Source organism: Shewanella sp. FJAT-52076 (assembly GCF_019457455.1).
GTDB classification, from domain to species: Bacteria; Pseudomonadota; Gammaproteobacteria; order Enterobacterales; family Shewanellaceae; genus Shewanella; species Shewanella zhangzhouensis.
Genome location: NZ_CP080415.1, coordinates 829,733 through 854,003 on the forward strand (window position 1 = coordinate 829,733; position 24,271 = coordinate 854,003).

Annotated in this window: 17 protein-coding genes; 10 read left to right on the plus strand and 7 right to left on the minus strand. The window is 56.2% G+C overall.

The genetic code is table 11. The features are described 5' to 3' along the window. Positions 1–7 precede the first annotated feature (7 nt). The 8 genes from K0H79_RS03615 to K0H79_RS03650 all read left to right on the plus strand — a co-directional run bounded on the left by K0H79_RS03615 (position 8) and on the right by K0H79_RS03650 (position 10,871). Positions 8–4,171, plus strand: a complete 4,164-nt coding sequence (locus tag K0H79_RS03615) for an IPT/TIG domain-containing protein (RefSeq protein ID WP_220077349.1) — start codon at positions 8–10, stop codon at positions 4,169–4,171. Between the two features lie 56 nt (positions 4,172–4,227). Then, a complete protein-coding gene (locus K0H79_RS03620; protein WP_220066824.1) occupies positions 4,228–4,698 on the plus strand; it encodes a hypothetical protein in 471 nt (156 codons plus the stop codon). A gap of 74 nt (positions 4,699–4,772) precedes the next feature. Next, positions 4,773–5,177 carry a hypothetical protein gene (locus K0H79_RS03625; protein WP_220066825.1) on the plus strand — a complete coding sequence of 135 codons (405 nt, stop codon included), beginning with the start codon at positions 4,773–4,775 and terminating at the stop codon, positions 5,175–5,177. An 85-nt stretch (positions 5,178–5,262) separates the two neighbouring features. Beyond that, positions 5,263–7,005, plus strand: coding sequence for a hypothetical protein (locus K0H79_RS03630; RefSeq protein WP_220077350.1), 1,743 nt, complete (start codon positions 5,263–5,265; stop codon positions 7,003–7,005). A gap of 270 nt (positions 7,006–7,275) precedes the next feature. Next, on the plus strand, positions 7,276–8,652 hold the full coding sequence (locus K0H79_RS03635) for a hypothetical protein (protein ID WP_220077351.1): 1,377 nt from the start codon (positions 7,276–7,278) through the stop codon (positions 8,650–8,652). 3 nt (positions 8,653–8,655) lie between these two features. After that, the gene (locus K0H79_RS03640) at positions 8,656–9,429 is read left to right on the plus strand and encodes a hypothetical protein (protein WP_220077352.1); all 774 of its coding nucleotides are present in this window, start codon (positions 8,656–8,658) and stop codon (positions 9,427–9,429) included. Positions 9,430–9,448: 19 nt separating this feature from the next. Beyond that, positions 9,449–9,904 (plus strand): hypothetical protein, encoded by a 456-nt coding sequence (locus tag K0H79_RS03645; RefSeq protein WP_220077353.1) that lies wholly within the window; start codon positions 9,449–9,451, stop codon positions 9,902–9,904. Between the two features lie 121 nt (positions 9,905–10,025). After that, the gene (locus K0H79_RS03650; RefSeq protein ID WP_220077354.1) at positions 10,026–10,871 is read left to right on the plus strand and encodes a polymer-forming cytoskeletal protein; all 846 of its coding nucleotides are present in this window, start codon (positions 10,026–10,028) and stop codon (positions 10,869–10,871) included. A 168-nt stretch (positions 10,872–11,039) separates the two neighbouring features. Here the strand turns inward: K0H79_RS03650 and K0H79_RS03655 are convergent, their stop codons facing one another. The 3 genes from K0H79_RS03655 to K0H79_RS03665 form a co-directional block, all read right to left on the minus strand. Continuing rightward, the gene (locus K0H79_RS03655) at positions 11,040–11,924 is read right to left on the minus strand and encodes a universal stress protein (RefSeq protein WP_220066831.1); all 885 of its coding nucleotides are present in this window, start codon (positions 11,922–11,924) and stop codon (positions 11,040–11,042) included. 201 nt (positions 11,925–12,125) lie between these two features. After that, positions 12,126–13,676, minus strand: coding sequence for an insulinase family protein (locus K0H79_RS03660; protein WP_220077355.1), 1,551 nt, complete (start codon positions 13,674–13,676; stop codon positions 12,126–12,128). Continuing rightward, positions 13,673–15,109, minus strand: a complete 1,437-nt coding sequence (locus tag K0H79_RS03665) for a pitrilysin family protein (RefSeq protein WP_220077356.1) — start codon at positions 15,107–15,109, stop codon at positions 13,673–13,675. The genes K0H79_RS03660 and K0H79_RS03665 overlap by 4 nt, the downstream gene beginning before the upstream one ends. Positions 15,110–15,213: 104 nt before the next feature. Between K0H79_RS03665 and K0H79_RS03670 the strand changes: the two genes are divergently transcribed. Next, the gene (locus K0H79_RS03670; RefSeq protein ID WP_220066834.1) at positions 15,214–16,038 is read left to right on the plus strand and encodes a M14 family metallocarboxypeptidase; all 825 of its coding nucleotides are present in this window, start codon (positions 15,214–15,216) and stop codon (positions 16,036–16,038) included. Positions 16,039–16,213: 175 nt separating this feature from the next. On the opposite strand, the gene K0H79_RS03675 is transcribed toward K0H79_RS03670, so the two are convergent. The 3 genes from K0H79_RS03675 to K0H79_RS03685 all read right to left on the minus strand — a co-directional run bounded on the left by K0H79_RS03675 (position 16,214) and on the right by K0H79_RS03685 (position 21,154). Next, on the minus strand, positions 16,214–17,128 hold the full coding sequence (locus tag K0H79_RS03675; RefSeq protein WP_220066835.1) for a L,D-transpeptidase family protein: 915 nt from the start codon (positions 17,126–17,128) through the stop codon (positions 16,214–16,216). A 128-nt stretch (positions 17,129–17,256) separates the two neighbouring features. Continuing rightward, positions 17,257–18,777, minus strand: coding sequence for a nitric oxide reductase transcriptional regulator NorR (gene norR / locus K0H79_RS03680; RefSeq protein ID WP_220077357.1), 1,521 nt, complete (start codon positions 18,775–18,777; stop codon positions 17,257–17,259). Positions 18,778–18,877: 100 nt separating this feature from the next. Continuing rightward, the gene (locus K0H79_RS03685; protein ID WP_220077358.1) at positions 18,878–21,154 is read right to left on the minus strand and encodes a nitric-oxide reductase large subunit; all 2,277 of its coding nucleotides are present in this window, start codon (positions 21,152–21,154) and stop codon (positions 18,878–18,880) included. Positions 21,155–21,525: 371 nt separating this feature from the next. Between K0H79_RS03685 and K0H79_RS03690 the strand changes: the two genes are divergently transcribed. Then, on the plus strand, positions 21,526–23,244 hold the full coding sequence (locus tag K0H79_RS03690; RefSeq protein ID WP_220077359.1) for a potassium/proton antiporter: 1,719 nt from the start codon (positions 21,526–21,528) through the stop codon (positions 23,242–23,244). A 33-nt stretch (positions 23,245–23,277) separates the two neighbouring features. On the opposite strand, the gene K0H79_RS03695 is transcribed toward K0H79_RS03690, so the two are convergent. After that, complete coding sequence (locus K0H79_RS03695) at positions 23,278–24,204, minus strand: LpxL/LpxP family Kdo(2)-lipid IV(A) lauroyl/palmitoleoyl acyltransferase (RefSeq protein ID WP_220077360.1); 927 nt, start codon at positions 24,202–24,204, stop codon at positions 23,278–23,280. Positions 24,205–24,271: the final 67 nt, after the last annotated feature.

A 24,271-nucleotide genomic window follows, 5' to 3' on the forward strand; every position in this document is an offset into this window, starting at 1 on the left:
AATAACGATGAACCATAAAAAGCTCACGCTGGCGTTGATGATTGCCAGCTCCTTGGCTCTGGGCGGCTGTAACGGCGAACTCGAGCCTGGGGAGGGTGGTACACCCACCAATCCGCCTACCACGCCACCGGATTCGGGCAACCCCACTACACCGCCCACCACGCCCGGTGATGAGGACAAGGTGGGTACCTGGGAAAACAAAGATGAAGATGGCGATGGCATCCCGGATGACAGGGATGATTACCCATTCGATGCCGAGCGCAGCCAGTACCCCAGCTTCAATGAAGCAGAGCCCAACGATAACCCCGGGGTGGCTACGCCCATCAGTCTCGACGGCGGTGTGGTGGTTAAGGGGGTGATTTCCTCCGAGCTGGATAAGGGCGATCTCTATCGCTTTTCGCTGACTGAACCCAGGTCGCTCACCGCCTATTTGTACGCCCAGTCACCCAGATTCCTGCCCCAGGTGTATGTCTCCAACGAGCAGGGGCTGGTGCAGAACGATATTGTGCTGCACAAGAGCCAGAGCCCCAATGTCTACGTGGTGAATTTTCAGCTCCATGAAGCCGGTACTTACCACCTGAGTGTGATAGATGAAGCCTTCTCCGGTGAGCCCGATTTGAGCTATCAGGTCACCATGTTTGTGGATGCCGATGTTGATGCTTTCGACGACGAGAAAGAGTTAGCCCTGGGCTCCGATGTCGAAAATCAGGATTTGGATGCCGATGGCATCATTGATGGCTTGGAGTTTTCCGGCACCCTGGCTTTTATTGGCACGGATATCGATGGCGATGGCCAGCCCAACTGGCGTGATAGCGACGCCGATGGTGATGGCTTTGCCGATGCCGTTGAAGGTTTAAGCGATCTGGACCGGGATTTGAAGCCGAACTTTCTGGATCTGGATGCCGATGGCAACGGCATTGATGACGCCGTGGAAGGGGGCGACCCGGCCGATCCACTCAATACAGACGGCGACCGCTTTATCGATCATCTGGATCTGGACGATGACAACGACGGCATATTTGACGTCAATGACCTGCAGCGTCTCGTTCCAGCCAGGAGTGTGGTTTGGCAGGCTCCGGGCGATCTCTTTGTCTCAGAGCTTCGCACCCTGTTTGACGACAGCAGCATCCTCAACTTTATCCGCGCCGGTGACAGTTTCGAGTTGTGGGTAGAAGGCTATCCCACAGCGCCCGAGAGTCCGCTGCTGGTGGCCAATATCAATGGTCAGGATTTCAACCTGTTCCCGACCCAAACAGTGCGTGAAGGCCAGATTACCCGCTTACGATTCACGCTCCCCGAGGTGGCGGGAAAAGGCCGCCTGTCTGTGGTGTCGGGTACAGATAAGTCAGAGGCCTTTCCCATAGAAATCGGCGATGCCACCCTGCCTTTGCTGCTGAAAAGCAATCCGGTGGAGCTGCGCGCCGGACAGCAAATCACCCTCAGCGGTGACAATTTCGATGAAGATACCACGGTGTTCTTCAACAAGTTGGCAAGCTCTGTCAGCCTGATTGATGCCAACACCCTGAGCGTGACTGTGCCCGAGGGGGTAACCGGTGGCAGCTACTATGTCACCAACAGTTTCGGTACCAGTAACCTGGTGACCTTTATTGTCCAGCAGACGGTTGCGGTGAAGGTATCGTCCAGCGCACCCAGGCCATTGGCGGCCATCGGCGGTATCTATCCTGAATTTGCCAACGATATCAGTGGCAGCAGCTACGACATAACCAAGGCCGGTACCCTGCCCGAAGTGGTGTTCACTTACACCCGCAACGAGCAGGGTGAGCTTGAGTCTTACCTCAGCGCGTTCTACCGGGTGGACGACACCGAAATTGATTTCAGCTTCGAAAGCACGGCGCTGGCCAATATGGTGCTGCACTTAAGCTTTTATGCCGATGCCAGGGGCCTGAGTACCGATGCCTTTGTGGCCTTGCTGCAAACCACCGACGCCTATGCTGTCTATGTCGCCGATGCCACAGCGCAGTTGATGGCCGACAGCGATTTCTTTGCCTTTAAAGATCGCAGCGATGCCACAGTTGCCTTACTGAAGCGCCATGAGGCGGCCATCAAAGAGGAGCTTTCGGCCCGTCATCCCGCGATGGCAAAAGCCCGGGCCAGGGCCCCCGCAGCCCCCCAGGCCGCAGACAATACCCATTTGTCCCATATTGAGCCCAGCATAGTCTCGTACCCGGAAACCAATGGCACCTGGGACGCGTTTGATATGTCACTGGAGGCCACCACCTTTGCCGAGAATTCCAGTGAAATCCTCAATAACTGCGGCGCCGGTGTGGATCCCAAATGGTATGAAATCCTGAATGCCGACGGCTGTGTGGAGCTGCAAAACCGCAGCCAGCTTTACCTCAGCGCCCGGGTGTATCCGCTGGACCCTGCCACAGGCTCAATCAACATGGATGAGCAAGCCCTTAACAGCCCTCTGCAGGAGCACATCACCACCCCCTGGGATTCTGGCATGCTGGGCCCCCAAACAGGCACCTGGCTGGGCTTTTCTCTCTGGTCTGCCGACTCGCTCATCGATAAGTGCGTGTACAAAGATTGTCTGTACCAAATTATCACCCCGGGTGTGGATGGCATTTTTGGCCCCAGCCCCTTTACCCTGCAAGGCGCGGCGGACTACGACAAGCGTGCACAGGATGCCCGCAAGATGCTGGCAATCCGCACCATCATCGACAACGTGGTGATTCGCTTTTACTCGATTCTGTTCAACGCCGCCGGTGTTGATCTGAACGACAGCAAGTACAAGAAAGAAGCCACGGCGCTGGCCATCGTCAAGGCGGTTTATCAATATCTGCCGGCAATCAGCACCGAGATCGATAAGATCATGGCCAAAGACAACCCGACGGATGTTGACTGGCTTAACCTCGCGGAAAGCCTGGGGAAAGAGATTTACAGCAAGGAAATCAAAGCTGTAATTTCAGATCCCGCCAACCTGGCTTCCTACGGGCCAATCACCATGGCGATTCTGACCGCCTGCGAAATCGACTCCACTTACTTCATCAACAAGATGATCCAAAAAGTGGCCGAGAAATTTATTCCCGGTTGGGGGCAAATCACCGCCGCTTACGAGGCCAGCCAGCTGGCTGACGCCATGATAGATATGGCGTCCACGGTAAAGGACTTGGCCGTGGTGCCCACCAAGCTCGATTACGTGGTGACCTGGGGCCTGAAGGCATCGGACATTACCCCAAGAGCGATTCAGAAGACCAATGAGATCAAACGCTTCACCATTGTGGGTAGCGGTATGGCCGTGGTGAAGAGCAAGTTTGGTGATGCGAAACCCGAAGTGAAGGTATTCGATACCGGCAATGGCAACAAGGAGCTGAATACCGAGTTCAACACGGTGAATAAACAGGGCACCGAGCTGGTATTTGAGCTCAATCGCATCGACCAGATCCAGTCAGCCGTTGGGCCTCTGAGAGTAGAGGTACACCACAGGGATGATGTGTCTGAAGTGCCCTATGAAATCCTGATTGGCACCGAGCTGACCATCGCCAATATTTCCCCTGCCAGGGGCACGGCCGGTAAAGAAGTGGTTATTACGGGTATTGGCTTCAGCAAGCAGCCCATGGGGAACAAAGTCACCTTCAGTGGCGGCGGTGGCGAACGCCTGGTGGCGGCAGTGAAGTCGGCCTCAACCGATACCCTGGTGGTGATTGTGCCCAATGGTATCGTCAGTGGTTATGTCACTGTGGGTGTGGCTGAGGATCTCAGTAACGAGTATCCCTTTGCCGGTGCCAGCCAGGTGCTTATTACCTTTGGTGATAACGGCAATATCAACGACGACGTATTCAAGTTGTCGGTGAACGGCAAGGTGCTGTACGACAACAATCAGCCCAAACGCGCCGTGGGTCCGATTCCGGTGTCCCTGGAGGACGGCGAGCACACTGTCACCCTCACAGGGATCCGCGCCGATGACGGCATCGCCACCTACTACATAGAGTTTGAAGGCGATGTGACCAGCGTCAGCGGTGATGCGTTGTCGGGTCGGGACCTTTGCCCGGATACCCACAAAAATTACCGTATTCAGGTGGCAGCCAGTGGCGATACCGGTGCCTCACCAGCACCCCAGCGTGTACCTAAGGTGTTGGCATTACAGCCTGAATCTGCATCAGCTTCCGCTGAAACTGTGACAGAATGCCCGGTGAAAAATCCCTGATAACACCGCCGGACATCCACAGGATGTCCGGCTTTTTCACAGGAGTGACCACCCATATGAAAACAAAAACAACCCTGGTACTGACCCTGATAACCGCTTTGGCATCGTCCGCCGCTGTTGCTCAGGATGCGGAATTTCCTGTGCTGCGGGAAAACTGCAAAAAGGCGGTCGACATAGTCACCAACAAAGATCTGGCGCTGATGAAGGAACTCTTTTTGCCCCTGGATATGCCCGACAGCATGTACATGGCGCACATCGAAAAGATCCACCACTGGGCCTTTGTGAAGCCCTATACCGGCATCAACAACTTCAGCATTGATGGGGTGCGTTGGTTTGAAAACGCCCAGCAATCTGAAAACGAGACAGTACAGGGCGAAGCCGTCGACCGTGGACTTGAGGAGGTGGTATGGGTCACCTACAGCTTTGACTCCACAGACAGTCGCAGCGGCAAGTCTACCGTCCGAACCAGCCATTGTCAGTTCGGTTTGAAAGAGGGCAAATGGTACATGTACAACCTGCTCAAATAAGCCTTTATATTTTTGCAATGCATTGATTATTAATAGCAAAACTGGATTTTTACCCAAAAAGGAAGTATCTGAAAATGAAATTGAAGTATCTCTCTCTGGTCGTCGCGTTAACGGGTCTTGCTGCCTGTTCTTCCACCGAGCCGCCACCGCGGGTTGCGCAGGACAAAAAAGTGGCCGTGGAAGGTGTTGAACTCACCTTCGGTGGCAGCTTTGATGAGCGTAAAAATCTGCTGGTGCTGAAGGTGAATGGCGATCCCATCATGCAGGGTTCTTTCCCACCCTACACCCCAACCCAGAATCTGAGCGCCAAATACAAGGATATGAATATCAAAGGAAATTGCTATTTTGGTTCAGTGCTTGGCCGTCAGGGTGGGGCATTCGGTGCCATTGCCGGTGCCATTCAATCTTCCAAAAACAGCACCGCCGATAAGTGTGAGCTGCTGGTGGATGGCAAGCAGGTAGAACAGCTGTATTTCTGATTGTGAGCCAGTGGGGGGCGGTATATTGCCGCCCTTTTTTATGGATGTTTGATGGAGATGGCCGTGGGCCATACAGGATGTTTCCATGATGAAATTCAAATACGCCCGCAATGTGTTGGCATTGGCGGTAGTGGGTGCATTGGCGGGCGGCTGCGGTGGCTCAGATTCGGATACTGAGCCGCCAACGACTCCAGAATATGCCCAAAAGGTGGTGGGCTCGGTAAGCTTTAACGGCGCTGTGGCGGGCGCTTCAGTGTGTGCTGACTTAAATTTCAATGCCAGCTGTGATGGCGATGAGCCCGATGCCATCAGCGATGCCGAAGGTGCCTTTACCCTTGAGTGGCAAAGCCTGGAGGCGACGCCCGACTATCAGTTGGTGGCAGAGTTGCCGCAGGCCGCTTCGGTTGCTGTGATAGCTCCTTTGGCGATGACGCCCAAATCTGCCGCCCTTGCAGGCGCCCCTACCCGGGCACCAGGCTCGGCCGCTGTGTCACCACCTCCCGTAACCGAGCGCTTGCTGGCACGAAAAGAGCACGGCGGCATCATCAATCCCCTTACCGATATTGAGGTCAGGCGACTTGAGGGGGCAGATACCGCCGATGCCATTGCCATATCGGCACGGCTTAAACTGCTGTTGCCGACTATTTTCGGTGTTGATGCACAGAACCCCTATGCGGTCAGCGCCGCCGAGACCGGAACACAGGCCTTTACCGATGCGCTGGCGCTTTTAAATCATATTGAGGCGCTGATTGATGGCCAGCTGTCCGAGGCACTCGCCGCCGAAGAAGTGCTTTTTGTCAGCCAAACCCTGTTGCAGTCTCTTGCCGGGGAAGCCGGTATGTCTATGACGGATTGGCTCGCCACCGACCCGCTGAATTTACGCTATCGCGTCAGCGATGTGCTGAAGAATCTTGGCTATATCACCTCGCCCATCGATGAGCGCCTGATGTGGGACCAGGACTGGGCCTTACTTGCCAAGAATGAAGCTGAAGATGATGGCGAAAGCCACCTGTTCAATTTGATGACTGTGGGAGACAAGGTGTTTGCCGAGCTCAGAGCCGGCAGTATTGAATCGAGTCTGTTGGTCACCGTCAGCGACGGGGTGGTATCCCGGACGGAACTTGGCGGTGAAGCGCTGGCGTCAGAGTGCTGGAACACAGAGCTCAGTCAGTGGATAGGCCCCAATGGTGCCGACGGTTATGAAGTGCCAGAGCCCATCACCTTGGATAATCGCCTCACCCGGGTGTATGAAGGCACCTATGTGCCCGTGGTGATGACGGTGGACAAGTTCAGCGCCGACGACTCTGAATTTCAAACCCTGATTGCAGCCCTGCCGGCGCCCCTTAAGCTAAGCAGCATCAGCTGGCCGGATACCATTTATCGCCTGCAATATCAGCAAACCGGCGATGTGCTTTGCCGCTCTGAAGGCGCCCTCAGCCACGGCTTCGATACCCCGGCGGCTGAGATAGACTCGGTGGCCATTATCGAGGCGCTGTGGCGCTACGAATTTGATGATGGCGCTTATCAACTGATTGATGAAAATCGCTTTATTATCAAGTCTGAGGTGGTGGCGGGGCAGGACATGACCTATGAATGGTCACTGCAGACGGCACTAAATGGCGCCCCAATGCTGCATATCGAGGTTGTTGAGGGATTACCGCCGGAGCTTGTGGGCCTGGATGACGGTGAATACTGGCTATTGGAGCAGGGCAGTCTCTACGAGGTCGACCTCAACCGGAGCTTTGATTCAAGGGCATTGAATTGGTTGTGGCTAAGCTATGACGCGAGCTTTTCGCCCACGCTCAGGGCTCACCTGAACGGTCTTTGATAAAGGCGGTTCAGATGCTGTTGCGGGCGCCCATCTTTGGGCGCCCTGTTTTTTATCCCGGTTTTCTATCCAAGGACCGGCAGATGGACGCTTTCGGTTTTCATCGAGGTGTTTAATCGGGCGTTTTACCGTGTTCTTGCGGGTGCCTTCGCACAAATTGCCACAGTCATTGGGCGCAAACTCAGGGGCTAAAAGCCTTTAAATCCTTCAATTTGCAACGTATCCTGTAAGGCTCATGGACGCACATCAGCAAATAACAGGGACGAGATTATGCTCAAGCGCGCTTTTTTTCACGCCCATATATTCCAAACACATCCCACCCGGCAGACGCCTTCGCTCCCGGTCGTTTCTTACGCCCTGATGGGCGTTATTGCCCTGTCTGCACTGGCTGCGCGTCCGGCACTGGCTGCGGACAGAGACAGCCTTATCGCCGAATTTGAAGCCCAAACCAAGCCGCTCCTGTATAAGGGACGTACCAAACGCCATGGCCGGGACGATGAGGCATTCCAAAATGGTCTGGAAAGGCACAATGGGGATGCCCGGGCGCTGCTGGGTGAAGGCTGGCCCGCGCGATTTTTAGCCGATGCAAAAGATCAGCGTGTCCTCGCTGGCCAGTACCGTGACGCCCTGGCAAAACTTATCGGCGATATGCCGGCCAAGAGCCATTGCAAAGACCCGGCCCCTCTGGCGCGGGTGGATGAGGCCCTGGAAGAGACAGACGCATACATTGAGCGTCTAAAGGGCTATGGCGCCATTGCCGACCAGGGCGCTGCCTATCAGGCGGTGATGGACATGAGCATCAGCCACGGCCGGGTGTTATCTGTCATGGAGCTGGGGGAAACCTTCCGCACCTGTGTGCTGGCAGATGATGTGCCGGCAATGTCTCAGGGGTTATCCGGTGATAATGGCAATGCCCTTGCCATGGCCCTGATGGCGGCACTGGCCGGTGAAGATACAGATGCTGATCTGGATACGGATACGACCCTGAATGAAGATCTGGCTGGCATGCACGAAAGCGAGTCGGGCGAGGATGCTTCAGCCGAAATGGACTCAATCCGGCACGACTCACAGCATGACGACTCACAGCATGACGACTCACCGGATGATGGGGCAGTGCCACGGGCTAGTATGCCCATCTCGGCAATGCAGTTTACCGACCCCGTGATAGGCGAGTGCATCAAGGCCGCCGCAAAGCGCTTTGGAGTCAGTCTTACACATGAGCTTGAACTCCTTTCCTGCCCGCTCAAGGGGGCGAGCGTGAGCCTTGATGACCTCCAATTCTTCAGTCAGCTTGGCACTCTGTCACTGGAAGATGGCAGCGTCAATCACACCAGTACCCGACTGCCACAGTCGCTCCATTCATTGCTGCTGAATCAGGTGCAACTGCAGAGTTTTTCAAGCTTTTCGGCGGTGAATATGTTCCAGCTGAGCCAGGTGTCAGTGACAGACTGGTCGACTATAGCGTCGCTCAAAAACGCGACCTTGCAGCTGGAGCGCATCGACTGCGCCGGGCTTCAATCCCAGGTGGATACCGGGGCTTTGGTGGTAATAACCAAGGGGCTCGCGCCTGCTTTGCAGGCAGAAAAATTTGCCCTGGCCGAACGCACGGGTACGCCCCTAGCCATCACAGATTGCCCGGCAGGCTGATAAATGATGAAACAAGCTCCATCCGATGTGGTTGAACCACACACATCAGCCCATGGGCTGGATCCCCGCCAATTGGGGCGGGGCGCTCGCATGCACCTTCACAAAGATGCCGAAGGTCACTGGTATTTTCGCAGCGAACGTCAAAGCCAGCGGGTGATATACGGCGCCATTGCACTGGTGCCAATGGGGGCGTCGCTGTTTATGTCTTTGGTGCTGAAAGGCAATGAGGCAGTGATCTATGGGGTGTGTGCCGCGCTGTTGCTGCCCCTGGCACTGGTAATGCTGGGCTACCGTGAGCATCTGGTGTTTGCACCCGGTAACCTGGTTAGAAGACGCAGCTTTTGGGGACGTGGCGAGAAAGACATTGAGCGCTGGCCCGCAGGCTCTGTCTCCCTGGTGGCCGAGCCGGTGGTGCAGCTCGATAAGGGCTGCTGGCTGTCGGTTGAGGCAGGCAAGCGTCTGTCCCGTTACAGCATAGGTGAGGAGGCCGAAACTCTGACGTTGGCAAAGCTTCTTGCTGCGCAAACCGGTGCCATGGCCATGGAGCGGATAAGCGAATATCCAAAGGCCCGGCCGATACAAGCTGCGGGTGCCTTTGATGGCGAAATGGCGCCGGATAGACACCCAGACGCAGCCTTGGGGGCTGATGGCAAAGCAGATTCAAACCCCGCAGTGCAGACGGCCTTCGCCAGGGTGCGCGGCTCCTTTTGGCGTGCGTTACTGCCACTGCCGGTGTTCATCGCACTGGGAACGCTGCTGTTATGGCTGGGCTACTGATGCGGGGGCAACTGAACCGATGAAATGGGTCAAAGAGAGTGACGCCCGTGGCAGCCTGGTGCTGGGGAACCGGGTTGCGCTGGTGATTCTGGGGATTATTCCGCTAATCCCCACGCTGATATTTTCGGGCATTGGCTTTAACGGCAATGGCAGGCACATGTTGCTGTGGGCACTCACGGCCAGTTTCAGCTGGCACTGCCTGTTTGCCAACCACAGGGTGACCATCGACAAGGGGCGGGGGCTTCTCAGGCGCCGGATCAGCAGCCTCTATACCCTGCTGCAAGTGCAAGTCAAACTTGAGGATATCCAGGCCTTCGTGGTCACCCGCCGTGGCGGCGACAGGAACAAGTACCAGTTGTTGGTCCTGGGTAAACAGGGGCAACGGGAGCGACTGTTGGTGGGCTTCAACAGCCAGATGATGGAGGCGGGTAAACATCTGGCCGAATTCTCCGGTAAGCCGCTGGTGGAAGATTAGTTGGTTTCCACCTCCCAAAGTGGCGTTTTATTCTTTGCCCTGACAGCAAATTCTGTTTAACATTTGCGCCACATTTTTACCTGGCAGGATATTGCCCCCGTCGAGGCTGGAGACAGAACCCATGAGCAAGGGACAAGGGATCACATTTATTGGCGCCGGTACCCGGCTTGAAGGCGAGATGATGCTGGAAAGTGCGGCCTTGGTATCGGGCCAGTTGCACGGTCGGGTGAGCTCCAAAGGCCAAATAAAGATAGAGCAGGGTGGTCTTATCGAGGGAGAACTCAGCTGTCATGAGCTGAATGTCAGCGGCACCTTCAGGGGTAAACTCAGCTGCCAAAAATTAACCATCATCGCCGGTGGCGTGGTGGAAGGTGAAGTGGCCAGTAATCAGATGGAAATCTTCGAAGGCGGCCAGTTTATGGGCAGCCGAAAGCGTGGGCCCGAGCCTGTGGAATTGCCGGCGGGCACACAGGTGAGCTTGCCAACTGAGGGGCGTAAGGGGCATTTAAAGTTGGTGCTCGGTATCGCTGCGGCGCTTGGGCTTGGGTATCTGGTTACCCAAACCGGCTTTATTCAGGGGATTAAAGATGGGTATCAGGCCGGCAGTGCTGCCAGTGCGGAAATGAATGAACAGGCCGCAGCGCCTTCATTGGAACACCAGAGTCAGACACTGATGGCGACCGCCGCTGACGACGCATCAGACTTGGGATCGGAAAATATCAATGGTCAGCACGGTGACTACTTTGCCGAAGACACAGACGCCATGGAAGCAGGCAACGCTTTGCTGCTGGAAAATGGCTTTGATGCCGAGGGGACTGAAACCGATACGGGTGGGGCAGATGACGCCCAGCCTGCTGCGCTGGAGCCCGGTGCGCAAAGTCGCCCGCTGACCCCGGACAGCGATTCCAGTGCGCTTAACACCCAGGGGGCGTCAGACCTGCCTGCGGCACCTGCTAATCGTATGTAATTCAATAAATTAAAAAAACGCGGCATTGCCGCGTTTTTTATTGCTCTTTGCTGCCTGGTGAAGGCAACCCGTTCACCAAGCGGGCGCCTCGTCGGGCGCCTTCAAGCTTTGTGCATGTGGTTGAGACGATGGCGACATGATTTGCTATGTCGCTGTGACGAGACAGGTTTAATGGAGTTGTGGGTGTTGGGGCTTGAGTGCCAGCACATCGCATTTAAGCTGATTGAGCAGCTGCTCCGATGCCCTGCCTTTCAAGGCGCTCAGCATACTGGTGTGCTCGCTGGCACCCATCACAACCAGGTTGCTGTGCCACTGACGTGCGGCTTCGGGCACCATGTCATCGGGCAGTCCCGCTGCCAGATGCAGGCGTTTGTCTTCCAGTGCCAGGGGCTCGGCAGTTTGGCGCAGGCGCCGCCATTGCTCAGCAACCCAGGTGTGATGATTCAAATCCCTGTTATCAAAAGACACACTCATATCGTGGGCCTGGTAACAGGTCAGCAGGTGCAGCTCCATTCGCAGCATGCGTGCCAGCTCATCTGACACATCCAACAGCTGACGGTTAAATTGACGATGGCTTTCGTCTTCATCATCCACTTCCAACGCGGTCAGCAGTTTGCCGTCGTTTTCCCAGGGGTCGTTACTGACAAAAAGCACGGGAATAGGCACCTGCTGCAACAGCTGCCAATCTTCGGTATGGCCAAATTCGCAGCGCAGGGCTGAATACTCGTGATGCTCCAGGATCAGCAAATCGTAATCACGTTGGCTGAGCTCATCGAGTACGGCGTTGGCGAGTGTTGGGGCATGACAATGTTTAAGCACCAGACGTATGTCTTTGTCTGGATAGCTGGGGTGTTTTTGGCGTTGATGGCTGATGTTTGGGGCCGTCAGTAATTGCTGTAACCACTGACTAAGCCCTGCCTGCTTTGGGAGCTGAACCCTTAACATGGTGAGATCTGCATGGCTTTGATTCGCTAAGTGAACCGCCTTTCGCAACGCAGGCTTGGCATGTAGCCCATCGTCGGTAGCGACGAGGACCCGTGAAAAATGACCCATGGTACTTTCCTCTGTGGTGGCTGGTACTAAAACTCCCTTTCAAAAAATTTTAGTGTTCAGCCGCCTGAAGGACTAAATACCCTTTTGGACTTGAAGCCCTTGCCAATAGCGGCTTTTAATCTTTTTGATATGGGTTTTTGGTGCATTTTTTGCCGCGACTGGCTCAGTGTTTTAAACGCAAATGTAAAAATCGATGGGTTTTCAGGGCAGCTTATCCAGGTGTTTTATCACCCAATCGGGGAGTTTTTGCTGCAGATCAGGCAGGAGTAATTTGGCATCACCCTTGATAACGACCCAGGGGGCAGCGCGTAAATACTGCGCCGGGAAGTCACCCATGTCTGCTGCCCGTACCAAGGGGGATGGCAGGTATTCGGGCAGGTCAGTGTCATCGCCGCTTATACGGGCGTGTTCGAGCATAGCGAGCCACTCTCCCAGAGCCGTCCCTTCTCTGTCGGCAAGGACCTTGTGCTGACCGATAAGATAGCTGTCCAGCGCCTGCAGCTCGGCATCACTTGGCGATGCGCTGCCAAGCAGACTCAGATGATCCAGTATGCCCCGCACGAAGGCGCCGGTGCTTTCGGTGGCACTTGAACCGTAGAATTTCAGGGTGCGGCTCAGGGAATTATCGATACAGCTGCCATACACGCCGTATGTCAGGCCCCGGCGGCTGCGCAGGTCGTAAAACAGGCGCCCAGCCTGACTGCGCCCCAGCAGTGCTGCCGTGGCTTTACAGGGGGCGCTGTTGCCGGTGGGGGGAAGTGAGTAGCCAACCCGGACTTGTGACTGCACTTGCCCTGGGGCATTCAGCAGGTACAGTATTTTTCCTGTGTTTAGGTGCTGTTCAGTGAAGGCCTCGATAGTCTTAACCTCGAAAGTTTTAACCTCAATTCGGTCAACCTCAGCTCCCTCAACCAGAATGGCGCCGGAGTTAACCCCAGTGAAAGCAGGCTCGGCTGTGCTCATCAAAGACTCGGGCGTCGTGGCGGCGATAAGGTGCCAGCGCCCCTGGCTTGCCAATCTGCCCACTTCATCTGAAATGGCCTGTTGTCCTGCTTCAGCGTCATTATAAAGTGATAAATAAGGGTGTGATTTACCCAGTACAACCTCAGCCCAGAGCCTGTCTATATCCCTACCGCTGAACGCCTCTATGTGTTTTGCGAGCCGACTTTCCTGTATCACCCTGTCGCTGTTGTCCTTATCCAGGGCACCGAAGCGCTTGAACAGGCTCATTACCCTTATCAGCAGGGGCTCTGGCCCATCGCAGCGACTGGAAAATACCAAACTGTGTGGCCTTGCGATGACACTCAGGGTTTCGGCGCAGCGCTCCCCCGCCAGCGCATCGAGGCGCAGCTGTGTCTGCATTTGCCTGACGATGAGAGGGCCTGAAGTGAGCACCCCTGCTGTGGTAATAACAAGGTGTGTTGCCTCAAGCCGTTCGTCCCGGTGAAAACTCAACCATTCTTTCTCATCTGCCATGGACATGCCGCGTGCCAGTCGCGGTGGATTGACGGCAGGCTGCAGCACTGGAAAGGGAATCCCCTTGTGTGGCTCAATGCCAGTCACTGGGGCATTGTTGTTGCTGACTCTGTTGTCGGAAGCATAGCTGGCAACTGGCGTGGCGAGCAGCACTGGTGTGCTGAAGTCGGCAAGGACCGGCGCCGCAATGGGCTCATATTCCAGCGACTTATGCTGGCAGCCAATCAGTGAGATGGCGCCCAGCATGGCCAACAGCAGGCGTGTTTTGGCGTTCATAATGCCAGCTCCTCAAGGCCTTCGGCCCAGCTTTCCGGGAGCCATTCCAGCAGGCCTTTTCCAAGGCGGGTGTGCCATGCGGGTTTCAGGTCGAGCCTGACGCTGTGGCCTGCAAAATAGCGCTGCGCCACCCGTATCAGGTCGTCTTCACTGACATCCCGTACCCTAAGCCAAGGGCTGAGCAGCGGCTGTGCATTGTCAGTGGCAGGGCTTGCGGCGAGCCACTGCGCTAGGGTTTCATCACTGCTGAGCTGCGCTTGGTAGTCGGCGAGCCAGAGTTGCTTGAGTTGACAAAGTTCGGTGCCTTTCATGGGCTCACTGGCGGCCTGGTCTATCAGCATTTCGATACCCGCAGCCAGGGTATCCAGACTCACACTGGCCCGGGGCACCAGCACCAGATTGGTCATGCCGTGGTGCTCCATTTCCAGTGGCAGGGAATAGTGCAGCAGGCTCTGTTTGCCACTGATGCCGGCGCGTTCGATGCTGCTGGCGATACGCTGAAATAGCCTGAGTTCCAATAACTTGATGGCGGCGGCATCCGGGTGACTGCGCCCCACTGTGTGCCAGGCCATCAGAAGCCCGGGCCAGGGGGCTCTTTCATCTATGACTTCGCCATGCACGGGAGCGCGAGGAGTGAAATCTGGCGTCGCTGCGTCATCCGCTGGTGCCCCTTGGTCGAACCCTGCTGTTTCCGGTGACTGCGCCGGCTCTTGCCAGTTGCCAAAATGGGTGCTGACCTGGGTTTCAACATCCCCCGGCAGAGCACCGGTGAGCGCCATACTCAGACGCGATGGCCGATAAAAACGCTCATGAAAGGCCTTAAGGCTGTTCGCATCGGCACCGAGAATGTCGGCGCGATTGCCGATAATGGCGTGACGGTAGGGGGTATCTGCCGCCTGACTCAGCAAAAAGGTCATTGCCGCACGAAAGTAGGGTTGGTTATCTATGGTTTGTGCCATTTCCGCCAGCACGGTTTTTTGCTGATTGGTAATAGCTTCGGCAGCAAATTGGGGATGCTCAAAGCGGTCCCGCTCCAGTGCCAGGGTAAAGGCCAGCCCCTCGGCGGGGATTCGGGTGTAGTAGCGGGTGTCATCGAACAGGGTACTGGCATTAAAGCTGGCACCCATGGCGTTCATCAGTTGGCTGTAACCATCGCCGGGGGCCTGGCGACTGCCCTTGAAAAGCAGATGCTCAAACAAATGGGCCCAGCCGGTTTGTCCCTGGGATTCGTGGCGAGAGCCCACCGCAAAGCGGCTTGCCAGGGTGATGCTTTGTTTGTTGGCCTTTGGAAGCCAAAACAGGCGGATACCGTTATCAAGCTGCCTTGTCTCTACGGCGTCATCCAGATGCCTTAACGGCTGGTCATCGAACTGGCATTCGGACAGGGGCGCGAGTGTCATCATCGACAGGCCAAGTACTGCCAGCAATCCCATGAATATCTTCCCCAAGCCTTTGGAATGGCATTCAGTTTTTCATCATTACTGATATGATGGCAAGAGCTTTCCACCCTCTTGTTTTTAAGCCAAGGATGCCCGTTATGAGTCGTTCACCCTTCCAAACCTTTGTCTGGCGCAGTGAGATATTTGAATGTCAAAGCACCGACATCCAACGTTTTTACAGCCTGCTTGCCATTGAGACAGAGCGCCTTGGTCTTGGCAGCAAAATCCTGGGGCAGGCAGGGCACCATCCGTTGTATCTGTTGCAATCACCCGGGCAGAAAGCCGGTTTGCCCAATTTGCTTATCAGCGCCGGTTTCCACGGTGAAGAGTCTGCCGGTCCCTGGGGGCTGTTGCACTTTTTATCGCAGCTGGATGGCGAGCTGTTCAAGCGGGTAAATCTGAGCGTATTGCCGCTGGTTAACCCCACCGGGTTTGCCAAAGGGCACAGGTTCAATGAACTGGGTGAAAACCCCAATCGCGGCTTTTTTATTGAAAATGGCAAAGCCAAGCCCGGCGATGATACCTCGGCAGAAGGGCGCATCTTGCTTGAACACGCCCACCTGCTGCAGGTGGCCAGCCGTGATGGCATCCTCACCTGTCATGAAGACGTGCTGCTGACAGACACCTATGTGTATACCTTTGAGCCAAGCCAGGCGCCCGGCCGTTTCAGTCACAGCTTGCGGGATGCACTGGGGCAGTATTTCCCCATTGCCGCCGATGGCGATGTCGACAACTGTCCGGTACGCAGCGGCGTGATTTTCAACCACTTCGATACCTCATTCGAATCCTTTTTGGTTCGCAGCGGTGCCCGCGTGGGTTGCTGCAGTGAGACTCCGGGCCAGCAGCCGCTGGATCAACGCATTCTGGCCAATGCCGCCGCCATGAACACCTTTGTGAACATGTTGGCACCGGAATTGAGTTAAACGCTGAGGGCATATGCGCCACAGGAATGACGGGGAATCTGCCTGCTCATCACTGTGACGCAGCATCTCGCCGGGCAATTTAGCGTGTTGGGTAATTAAGCTTGGTGGGCGTTTCAGCGCCAAAATAAAAACAGCCACTTAAAGTGGCTGTTTTTATTTATCGGGTTATCCCAACTCAGGGATTGATGCGGGTTGGCATGCCGGTACGGGCTTCCAGCAGACGCTTCAATACGAAGGAGTCGGTTTCGGCATGGGCCACAAAGCGGCTGATGGCCGTGGGCAGCGTCAGCGGCACAGGCTCGGCGGAATCAAATTCGGCCTGAGTGCGTGACAGCGGCTGGTGCACTTCGAGGTAGCGCGCGCCATCGGGCTCTTCGGTGGCCTTGATGGGCTGATTCACAAACTGCACCCGGGTGCCCACGGGCACACTGTTAAACAGGTGCTCGATGTCGGTGTCACGCAGACGCACACAACCCTGGCTTACCCGTAAACCAATACCAAAGGTGGCGTTGGTGCCATGAATGGCATAGAGATTACCGATATAGAGCGCAAAGAGGCCCATTGGGTTGTCGGGGCCTGCCGGCCACACGGGGGGCAGGGTCACGCCTTTGGCGGCATATTCCTTGCGAATGCGGGCCGTGGGGGTCCAGGTTGGGTTGGCGCGTTTGCGCTGCACCGTGGTGACCCAGTTTTCCGGGGTGTCACGGCCTACCTGACCGATACCTATGGGCAGCACTTCAACGATTTTTTTACCCTTGGGGTAATAGTAGAGACGCATCTCGGCGATGTTGATCACTATGCCTTCCCGCGGCGCATCGGGCAGGATTAACTGGTGAGGAATGATCAGGGTGCTGCCGGGTTTGGGCAGGAAGGGGTCGACCCCGGGGTTGGCTTCCATCAGGTTTGACAGACCCAACTGGAACTGCGAGGCGATATCCTCGAGGGTACGCTTGTCGTCAGGGACAACATAATACTGAATTTCCCCCACCAGACGACTGTCTTTGGCGGGCAGGGGATAGATCACCGCCAGTGCCGATTGGCAAAAGCTGATGAGGCTGAAAAATATGACGAGGCTAAAAACAGGTTTCATCTGACTCTATTGACTCTCACTGGTGCGGCACAATCCTGAGCCTGTGGGATACCTTGATGTCTGACTCCATGGCAGAGCAGGCATCCTCATCGAATTCGCGCAGAATTTCAACTGCTATTTGACAATAATTATTTCAATCCGAGGCGCTTGGCGAGCCGGTGCAGGTTACCGGGATCCAGCCCGAGGGCTCTGGCGGTGGAGGCCCAGTTACCACGATTGGCGCTGAGAATTTGACCTATATAGGCCGCCTGAAATGCATCTGTGGCCTCCTTGAGGTTTTTGCCTTCCACCTGAGCGCCCGCAACCGGGCTTTGCACGGGTACAGACGCGCTCTGGCCGCCGATGGCAAGCATCTGGGGCTCTATCATCACGGCGCCGTCGTCGCTGGCGGCTCTGGCCAGGGTGGCAGCCCTTTTTATCACATGTTCAAGCTCGCGCACATTGCCCGGCCAGTCGTGGTTTTTCAGGCGGCTCAGGGCATCGGGTCTTATTCTGAGCACCGACAGCCCGAGGGACTTGCGGCTCTGCTCAAGAAAATGACCGCACAGGGGGCCAAGATCTTCCGGGCGCTCCCTAAGCGGCGGCACGTGGAGTGGGAAGACGCTGAGGCGGTGGTACAGGTCGGCGCGGAAGCGGCCCGCCAGGACTTCCTGTTTCAAATCCTTATTGGTAGCGGCAATGATGCGCACATCCACCTTGAGGCTGCGGTCATCGCCGATGCGCTGCACATCACCGTATTGCAATACCCGAAGCAGCTTGGCCTGCAGTCCCAGTGGCAGCTCACCGATTTCGTCCAAAAACAGGGTGCCCTTGTCGGCGGTTTCGAACTTACCGCTGCGGTGACTGATTGCGCCGGTAAAGGCCCCTTTCACGTGACCAAAAAGTTCGCTCTCGGCGACAGACTCCGGCAGGGCGGCGCAGTTGAGGTACACCAGTGCTTTACCTGCCCGTGGACTGGCCTGATGTACGGCGCGGGCGACCAGCTCCTTACCTGTACCTGTTTCGCCGAGTATGAGTACACTCAGATCCGTGCCTGCCACCGCGAGTATCTCCTGACGCAGGCTCTCCATCACGGGGGCATTGCCCACCATGGGTGGGGTATCGTTGTTTGCCTCGCGGCTGCCGTGACCAAGCAGCGACACCCGCTCCAATTTATCCAGCAGCAGGGCATTTTTCAAAGACGCCGCACTTAAGGCCCCAAGTGCCCTCAGTTCCATGGTGCCGAGATTATCGAATCGCTGTGGGTCGAAAGCATCCAGTGTCAGAGCGCCAATCAGCTTTTCGTCGTCAAACAGTGGCAGGCCAATGCAGGCATGCACGTGGAGCCTGTCTTCCTGATTGGGAATTAGGCCGTCGTAGGGATCCGGCAGGGCGCTGTCGGCGGGGAAACGCACCAGGTCGCCCGCTCTGGCGATGGCCTCGAGGCGCGGATGGCTGTCGATGGCAAAGTGGCGTCCGGCCACGTCCTCGGCCAGCCCTGCGGTTGCAAGGGGGACAAAGTGACGGTCGCGGAACTCCAGCAGTGCGGCGGCATCACAACCCAGATTGGCTTTGACTGTGTCCACCAGTCTGGCAAAGCGGTCACGGTGTGACAGGCCGGAGGTGATATCCAGTGCGATGCGGGTGAGCAGGGTTTGGCTGAGTGGCATTGAGGTAGGCTGCCCCGAACTAAATAGCGTTGGGGTCAGCATACTCTGGTTGGGTGAGATTGTCATTTTGACATGGGGGCGCACAGCGCCCCCGTTAAGGTTAGATAGTGGAGGTTTGAATAGCGGCCACGGTGCGGCGTGACAACGCCTTGCGAACGATATCCACCAGGAACATGGCCAGCAGCAGGCCGCCGACGCTGAAGATAACGTCGCCAAACACCCGCATCCACACCAGGGTCTCCACCGTGGAGGAGTGAATAACCGCCGGTGAGCGGGCAAACCAGTAGCCGTTTTCAATCACAGCGAAGAACTGGGTGATACCCATTGGCAGCAACGACATGAATACCATGGCTGCCAGGCCCAGGTTCAGGCTCCAGAACGCGCCCTTGAGCAGCTTCTCATTCCAGGGCATTTCCAGGGTCAGGCCGCGCAGACAGGAGAGCATCAAACCTATGCCCAGCATGCCGTACACGCCCATGAAGGCGGCGTGGCCGTGGGTTGCGGTGGTGTTCAGGCCCTGAATAAAGTAGAGCGAGATTGGGGGGTTAATCAGGAAGCCGAGTACGCCGGCACCGACCAGGTTCCAGAATGCGGTGGCGACGAAGAACATGATGGCCCAGTGGTAGCGCTGCATCCAGGGCGCGGCATGGCGCAGACGATAGCTTTCAACGGCCTCAAACCCAATCAGAGCCAGGGGAACCACTTCCAGTGCCGAGAAGATGGAGCCCCAGGCGATGATGGAGTTGGTGGTGCCGGTAAAGTACAGGTGGTGCAGGGTGCCGATCAGGCCACCGGTAAGGAAGATAACAGTGGCAAAGAGCACGGCAGCATTGGCGTTGCGGGCACGGATAAGGCCCAGGCGAACCAACAGCAGGGCAATAACCGAGGTGGCGAAGGTTTCAAAGAAGCCTTCTACCCACAGGTGTACCACCCACCAACGCCAGTATTCGGCCATCGCCAGGTTGGTGTGTTTGCCCATAAAGAGGCCGGCACCGTAGAAGAGTCCGATGGCAACACAGGAGGCGTAGAGCACCCATATCACCGGACGCATTTCACCCTGCAGCTTAAGGGCGGGACGAATGGCGGCGGTCACCAGAGTCAGCCATATCATCAGGCCTGCCAGCAGCAGGATCTGCCATACGCGACCCAGATCCACATATTCATAGCCCTGATGGCCAAAGAGGAAATTGTTGTCGAGGCTGAAATACTGCTGAACCCCCAACCATTCACCGGCCATGGAGCCCAGCACCACAACAACCAGGGCGGCCCAGAGCACATTTACACCAAGACGCTGATATTTGGGCTCATAGCCGGACAGTGCAGGGGCTATGTAAAGACCCGTGCCGAGCCAGGCCGTGGCAATCCAGAACACGGCCAGCTGGGTGTGCCAGGTACGGGTGACTGAATAGGGCAGGATCTCGGCCAGTGGCAGACCGTAGAACTGTTGACCCTCCACCGCGTAGTGGGCCGTGATGCCCCCCAGCACTATTTGCAGCAGGAACAGGCCTATGGCGGTGATGAAATACTTGCCCACGGCCTTTTGTGATGGGGTAGGCTTGAAGCGGAACAGGGGGTCTTCTTTTGCAGGCTCTGGCAGTGGATGGGCCTTACCGGCAGCGTGATACCACACCAGACCACCAATCCCGGCTATCAGGGTGACAATGCTCAAAATCGACCAGACGATATTGTCCGAGGTGGGGGTATTGCCAAGCTGAGGATCGTAGGGCCAGTTGGCGGTGTAGGTGTAAGTTTCACCCGGGCGCTCAGTGATGGCCGCCCAGGCACTCCAGAATACGAAGGCGTTGAGCTGCTGACGGTTTGCCAGATCGGGGATGGTGCCTTCTTTCATGGCATACTGCTCACGCAGGGTTTGCATGGAGGCATCGTCACCGAAAAGTGCCACATAGTGCTCAACCACCTTGCCAATGGCCTCAATGCGTGTTGCGCTCAGTGGGACTTCCAGTTTATCGCCGTTGTTGAACAGGGTGTTGCGGCGCATATCGTCCCGCAGAGCCTGTTCAAGCGCGGCCTGCTGTGACTTGTCCAGCTCGGCAAAGGCTTTGCCATACTGGTTGTTGGCGCTGATGTTGAGCCAGGCTTCGGCCTCACGGTGTAACCAGTCGGCTGACCAGTCGGGCGCCACATAGGAGCCATGGCCCCAAATAGAGCCCAGTTGGTGCCCACCCATGGAGCGCCAAACCAGCTGGCCGCGAAGGATGTCGTTTTTGCTGTAAAGCGTTTGACCGCTTTCACTGGTGAAGGCATCCGGAATGGGAGGCATCTCCCGATAGATTTCACTGCCAAGGCTCAGCAGTACTGTGAAGGAGGCAATCAGCACTATTAGCAGTGCAATTGCCGTTTTGCGAAGTGAACTCATTGTGGCCTCTCTAGCGCTTGTTCTAATGTCATCGCTATAAGGCAGAATGCGTGCCATTATTAAATATTCAGTAATTATAAATACTTACTGTTAATTTGTTTTATTGAATTGTTTTTGTGACAACGGCATTTGATGTCATAAGGACATTACGGTTGTTTAAATGACATTGTTTAGTGTTGATGAATATTGGCAAGATCTTGCTTGAAGCTGCCGACTCTGCAGGGTGAGTGGGCTAAATGAATGTTAAGCAGTAAAAACCAATATAAAACAGGAGTTTTACTTTTGGTTTTTCGACATTAAATTTGCTTTAAAATACCGTTTTGTCACATTTTGTCTGTATAATTGTCGCGATTTCTTGATAGGGAGGCGCAATGATTGCAGAAAACATGAATTTGTTGTTTTTGGTCGGCGCCTTGCTGGTGGGGCTCAGTGTGGTGTTAAGCCCCCTGTCTTCCCGACTGGGTGTACCCATATTGCTGGTATTCCTGGGAGTGGGGATCCTCGCCGGTGAGGATGGTCCCGGCGGCATACAATTCAACGATTACTCCACGGCCTACCTGGTCAGTAACCTGGCGCTGGCGGTTATCCTGCTGGATGGTGGCCTCAGAACCAAGATGAGCAGCTTCCGGCTGGCGCTCTGGCCTTCGCTTTCCCTGGCGACATTTGGAGTGGCCATTACCACGGTGTTGACCGGCTTGCTGGCCGCCTGGCTGTTCGACCTTAATTTGCTGATGGGGCTTCTGATTGGTGCCATCGTTGGCAGTACCGATGCGGCCGCGGTGTTTTCGCTGCTCAAGGGCCGGGCGCTGAACGAGCGCGTGGGTTCGACCCTCGAAATTGAATCGGGCAGTAACGATCCCATGGCCGTGTTTCTCACCGTCAGCCTGATTGCCATGATAGCCGCCGGCGGTGAGTTTGATGGTCCCGGGCTGATGCGCGACCTGGCGCTTCAGGCCGGTATGGGGATGGCCGCCGGTTTCGGTGGGGGGTACCTGATATGGCATCTTGTCAACCGTAGCGTGCTGGCAGATGGACTTTATCCCATTCTGGTGCTGGCAGGCGGCCTGTTGCTGTTTGCTCTGTCCAGCTTGCTCGGTGGCAGCGGTATCCTGTCTATCTATCTCTATGGTTTGTTCCTTGGCAATCGCGGCATGCGCGGAAAACACAGTACGCTCGCTGTGATGGACGGCCTGACCTGGCTGGCGCAGATTGGCATGTTCCTGGTGCTGGGACTGCTGCTGACGCCGTCATCGCTGCTCGAGGTTCTGGTACCCGGACTGGTACTGGCGCTGGGGATGATTTTTATCGCCCGGCCGTTGGCCGTGTGGGTAAGCCTGGCGCCCTTCAAGCGTTTTGTGGCAAGGGAGCGCTGGTTTATCAGTTGGGTGGGCCTGAGGGGCGCAGTGCCCATTATCCTGGCGGTGTTCCCCATGATGGCCGGCTTGCCCAATGCCGAGCTCTACTTCAACCTGGCCTTTTGTGTGGTACTGGTCTCTTTGCTGCTCCAGGGCTCAACTTTGCCCTTGGCGATGAAGCTCGCCAGAGTCAGTTTGCCGCCCAAGCCTGAGCCCATCAGCCGCGCGGGAGTCGACATCTTTCCTGCCAGTGAATGGGAAATTTTTGTCTATCGTCTCAAGCCCAATAAGTGGTGTGTGGGCGAGCCATTAAGGCGTTTGTCGATGCCGGAAGGCACCCGCATTGCGGCGCTGTTCCGGGGGAACAATTTGCTGCACCCTTCGGGCAGTACCGAGCTTGCTGCCGACGATGTGCTGTGCGTGCTCGGTCAGGCCAAAGACTTGCCCGCCCTCAGTCAGCTCTTCAGTGAGGCGCCGGAAAACCCGTCCATGGCAGGCTTTTTCGGTGACTTTATGTTGGCTACCTCGGTACGTCTTGCGGATTTGGCGCCGCTTTATGGTTTTAACCTGCATGAAGACGAGGTGGGGCTGACACTGGAAGACCTGATGCATCAAAAGCTTGGCCGCAACCCGGTAGAGGGTGACAGCTTTGAGTGGCAGGGCTGTGATTGGGTGGTGCGCACCATGGAAGGGGATTGTCCAACCTGCCTTGGTTTGAAGCTCAAGGCAGGTTGAGGTGCTGGTATCTGATGCGAATTCGAGACGCTGTTACTTGTAGAGTGACGGCGCGTCCTGTTCCGGGCGCGTCTTGAAGCGGCGATGCAGCCACATGTATTGCGGCAGATTGCGGGAAATCAGCGACTCCACCACCTGATTGCCACGAATGGCGTCGGCGGTTTCGTCTTCACCGGGGAAGTCTTCCAGCGGCGGCAAAATCTCAATGCTGTAGCCCTTGTCATCAGCGTCCCGCTCCACAAAAAACGGCAGAACCCTGGCTTTGCCCAGCTTGGCCAGGGTGGTGGCTCCCGTGATGGTGGCGGCATCGGGCACCGCAAAGAAGGGAATAAATACAGCGGAAGAGCGGCCAAAATCCTGATCGGCCGTGTACCAGATCACTTCGGCATTCCGCAAGCAACGCACCATCTGACGCAAATCGCGCTTGGGCACCAGGGCCTTGTTGGAGCGCAGGCGTCCTTTCACTTGCAGATATTCCATCACCGCATTGTTGTGGGGGCGGTAAACACCCACGCCGGGCTGAAACTGACCAAAAATCCGCGCGCCCATTTCCAGCGGCAAACAATGTACCGCAAACAGGATAATGCCCTGACCCGCGGCAACGGTTTGCTCAACATGTTCGGCCCCCTTGATGCGCATATGCTGCTGTATGCGCTCATCGCTCCACCACCAGGCGCAAATGGTATCGAACACGGCTTTGCCGGTTTCTTCGAAGTTGCGTTTGAACAGGGCGTCGCGCTCGGCGTCGCTCATGTCGGGGAAGCAAAGTTCCAGATTACGTCTGGCGGTATTACTGCGACTGCCAGCCAATATCCTTACCAGTCGGCCAAGTCCTTTACCCAGGGACATCTGCCAATGCAGGGGCAGTAGCGACAAGGCGCGCATCAATCCTACACCCAGCCATAACAGCCAGTACTTGGGGTGATACAGGTGATTGGAAAATTGGGCACTTTCTACCACTTGGGGCTCGCTCTGTTGCAAAAATTCGTGCTTATTCTAACGCAAAACATGCGCAACAGCGGGAGAA

Bases quoted from the DNA above. Each gene is read 5' to 3' on its own strand.
- K0H79_RS03630 (WP_220077350.1), top strand. From the start codon at position 5,263: ATGATGAAATTCAAATACGCCCGCAATGTGTTGGCATTGGCGGTAGTG.
- K0H79_RS03685 (WP_220077358.1), bottom strand. From the start codon at position 21,154: ATGAGTTCACTTCGCAAAACGGCAATTGCACTGCTAATAGTGCTGATT.
- K0H79_RS03615 (WP_220077349.1), top strand. From the start codon at position 8: ATGAACCATAAAAAGCTCACGCTGGCGTTGATGATTGCCAGCTCCTTG.
- K0H79_RS03660 (WP_220077355.1), bottom strand. From the start codon at position 13,676: ATGAACGCCAAAACACGCCTGCTGTTGGCCATGCTGGGCGCCATCTCA.
- K0H79_RS03655 (WP_220066831.1), bottom strand. From the start codon at position 11,924: ATGGGTCATTTTTCACGGGTCCTCGTCGCTACCGACGATGGGCTACAT.
- K0H79_RS03670 (WP_220066834.1), top strand. From the start codon at position 15,214: ATGAGTCGTTCACCCTTCCAAACCTTTGTCTGGCGCAGTGAGATATTT.
- K0H79_RS03690 (WP_220077359.1), top strand. From the start codon at position 21,526: ATGATTGCAGAAAACATGAATTTGTTGTTTTTGGTCGGCGCCTTGCTG.
- K0H79_RS03625 (WP_220066825.1), top strand. From the start codon at position 4,773: ATGAAATTGAAGTATCTCTCTCTGGTCGTCGCGTTAACGGGTCTTGCT.
- K0H79_RS03675 (WP_220066835.1), bottom strand. From the start codon at position 17,128: ATGAAACCTGTTTTTAGCCTCGTCATATTTTTCAGCCTCATCAGCTTT.
- K0H79_RS03665 (WP_220077356.1), bottom strand. From the start codon at position 15,109: ATGGGATTGCTGGCAGTACTTGGCCTGTCGATGATGACACTCGCGCCC.
- K0H79_RS03640 (WP_220077352.1), top strand. From the start codon at position 8,656: ATGATGAAACAAGCTCCATCCGATGTGGTTGAACCACACACATCAGCC.
- K0H79_RS03620 (WP_220066824.1), top strand. From the start codon at position 4,228: ATGAAAACAAAAACAACCCTGGTACTGACCCTGATAACCGCTTTGGCA.
- K0H79_RS03650 (WP_220077354.1), top strand. From the start codon at position 10,026: ATGAGCAAGGGACAAGGGATCACATTTATTGGCGCCGGTACCCGGCTT.
- K0H79_RS03635 (WP_220077351.1), top strand. From the start codon at position 7,276: ATGCTCAAGCGCGCTTTTTTTCACGCCCATATATTCCAAACACATCCC.
- norR (WP_220077357.1), bottom strand. From the start codon at position 18,777: ATGCCACTCAGCCAAACCCTGCTCACCCGCATCGCACTGGATATCACC.
- K0H79_RS03645 (WP_220077353.1), top strand. From the start codon at position 9,449: ATGAAATGGGTCAAAGAGAGTGACGCCCGTGGCAGCCTGGTGCTGGGG.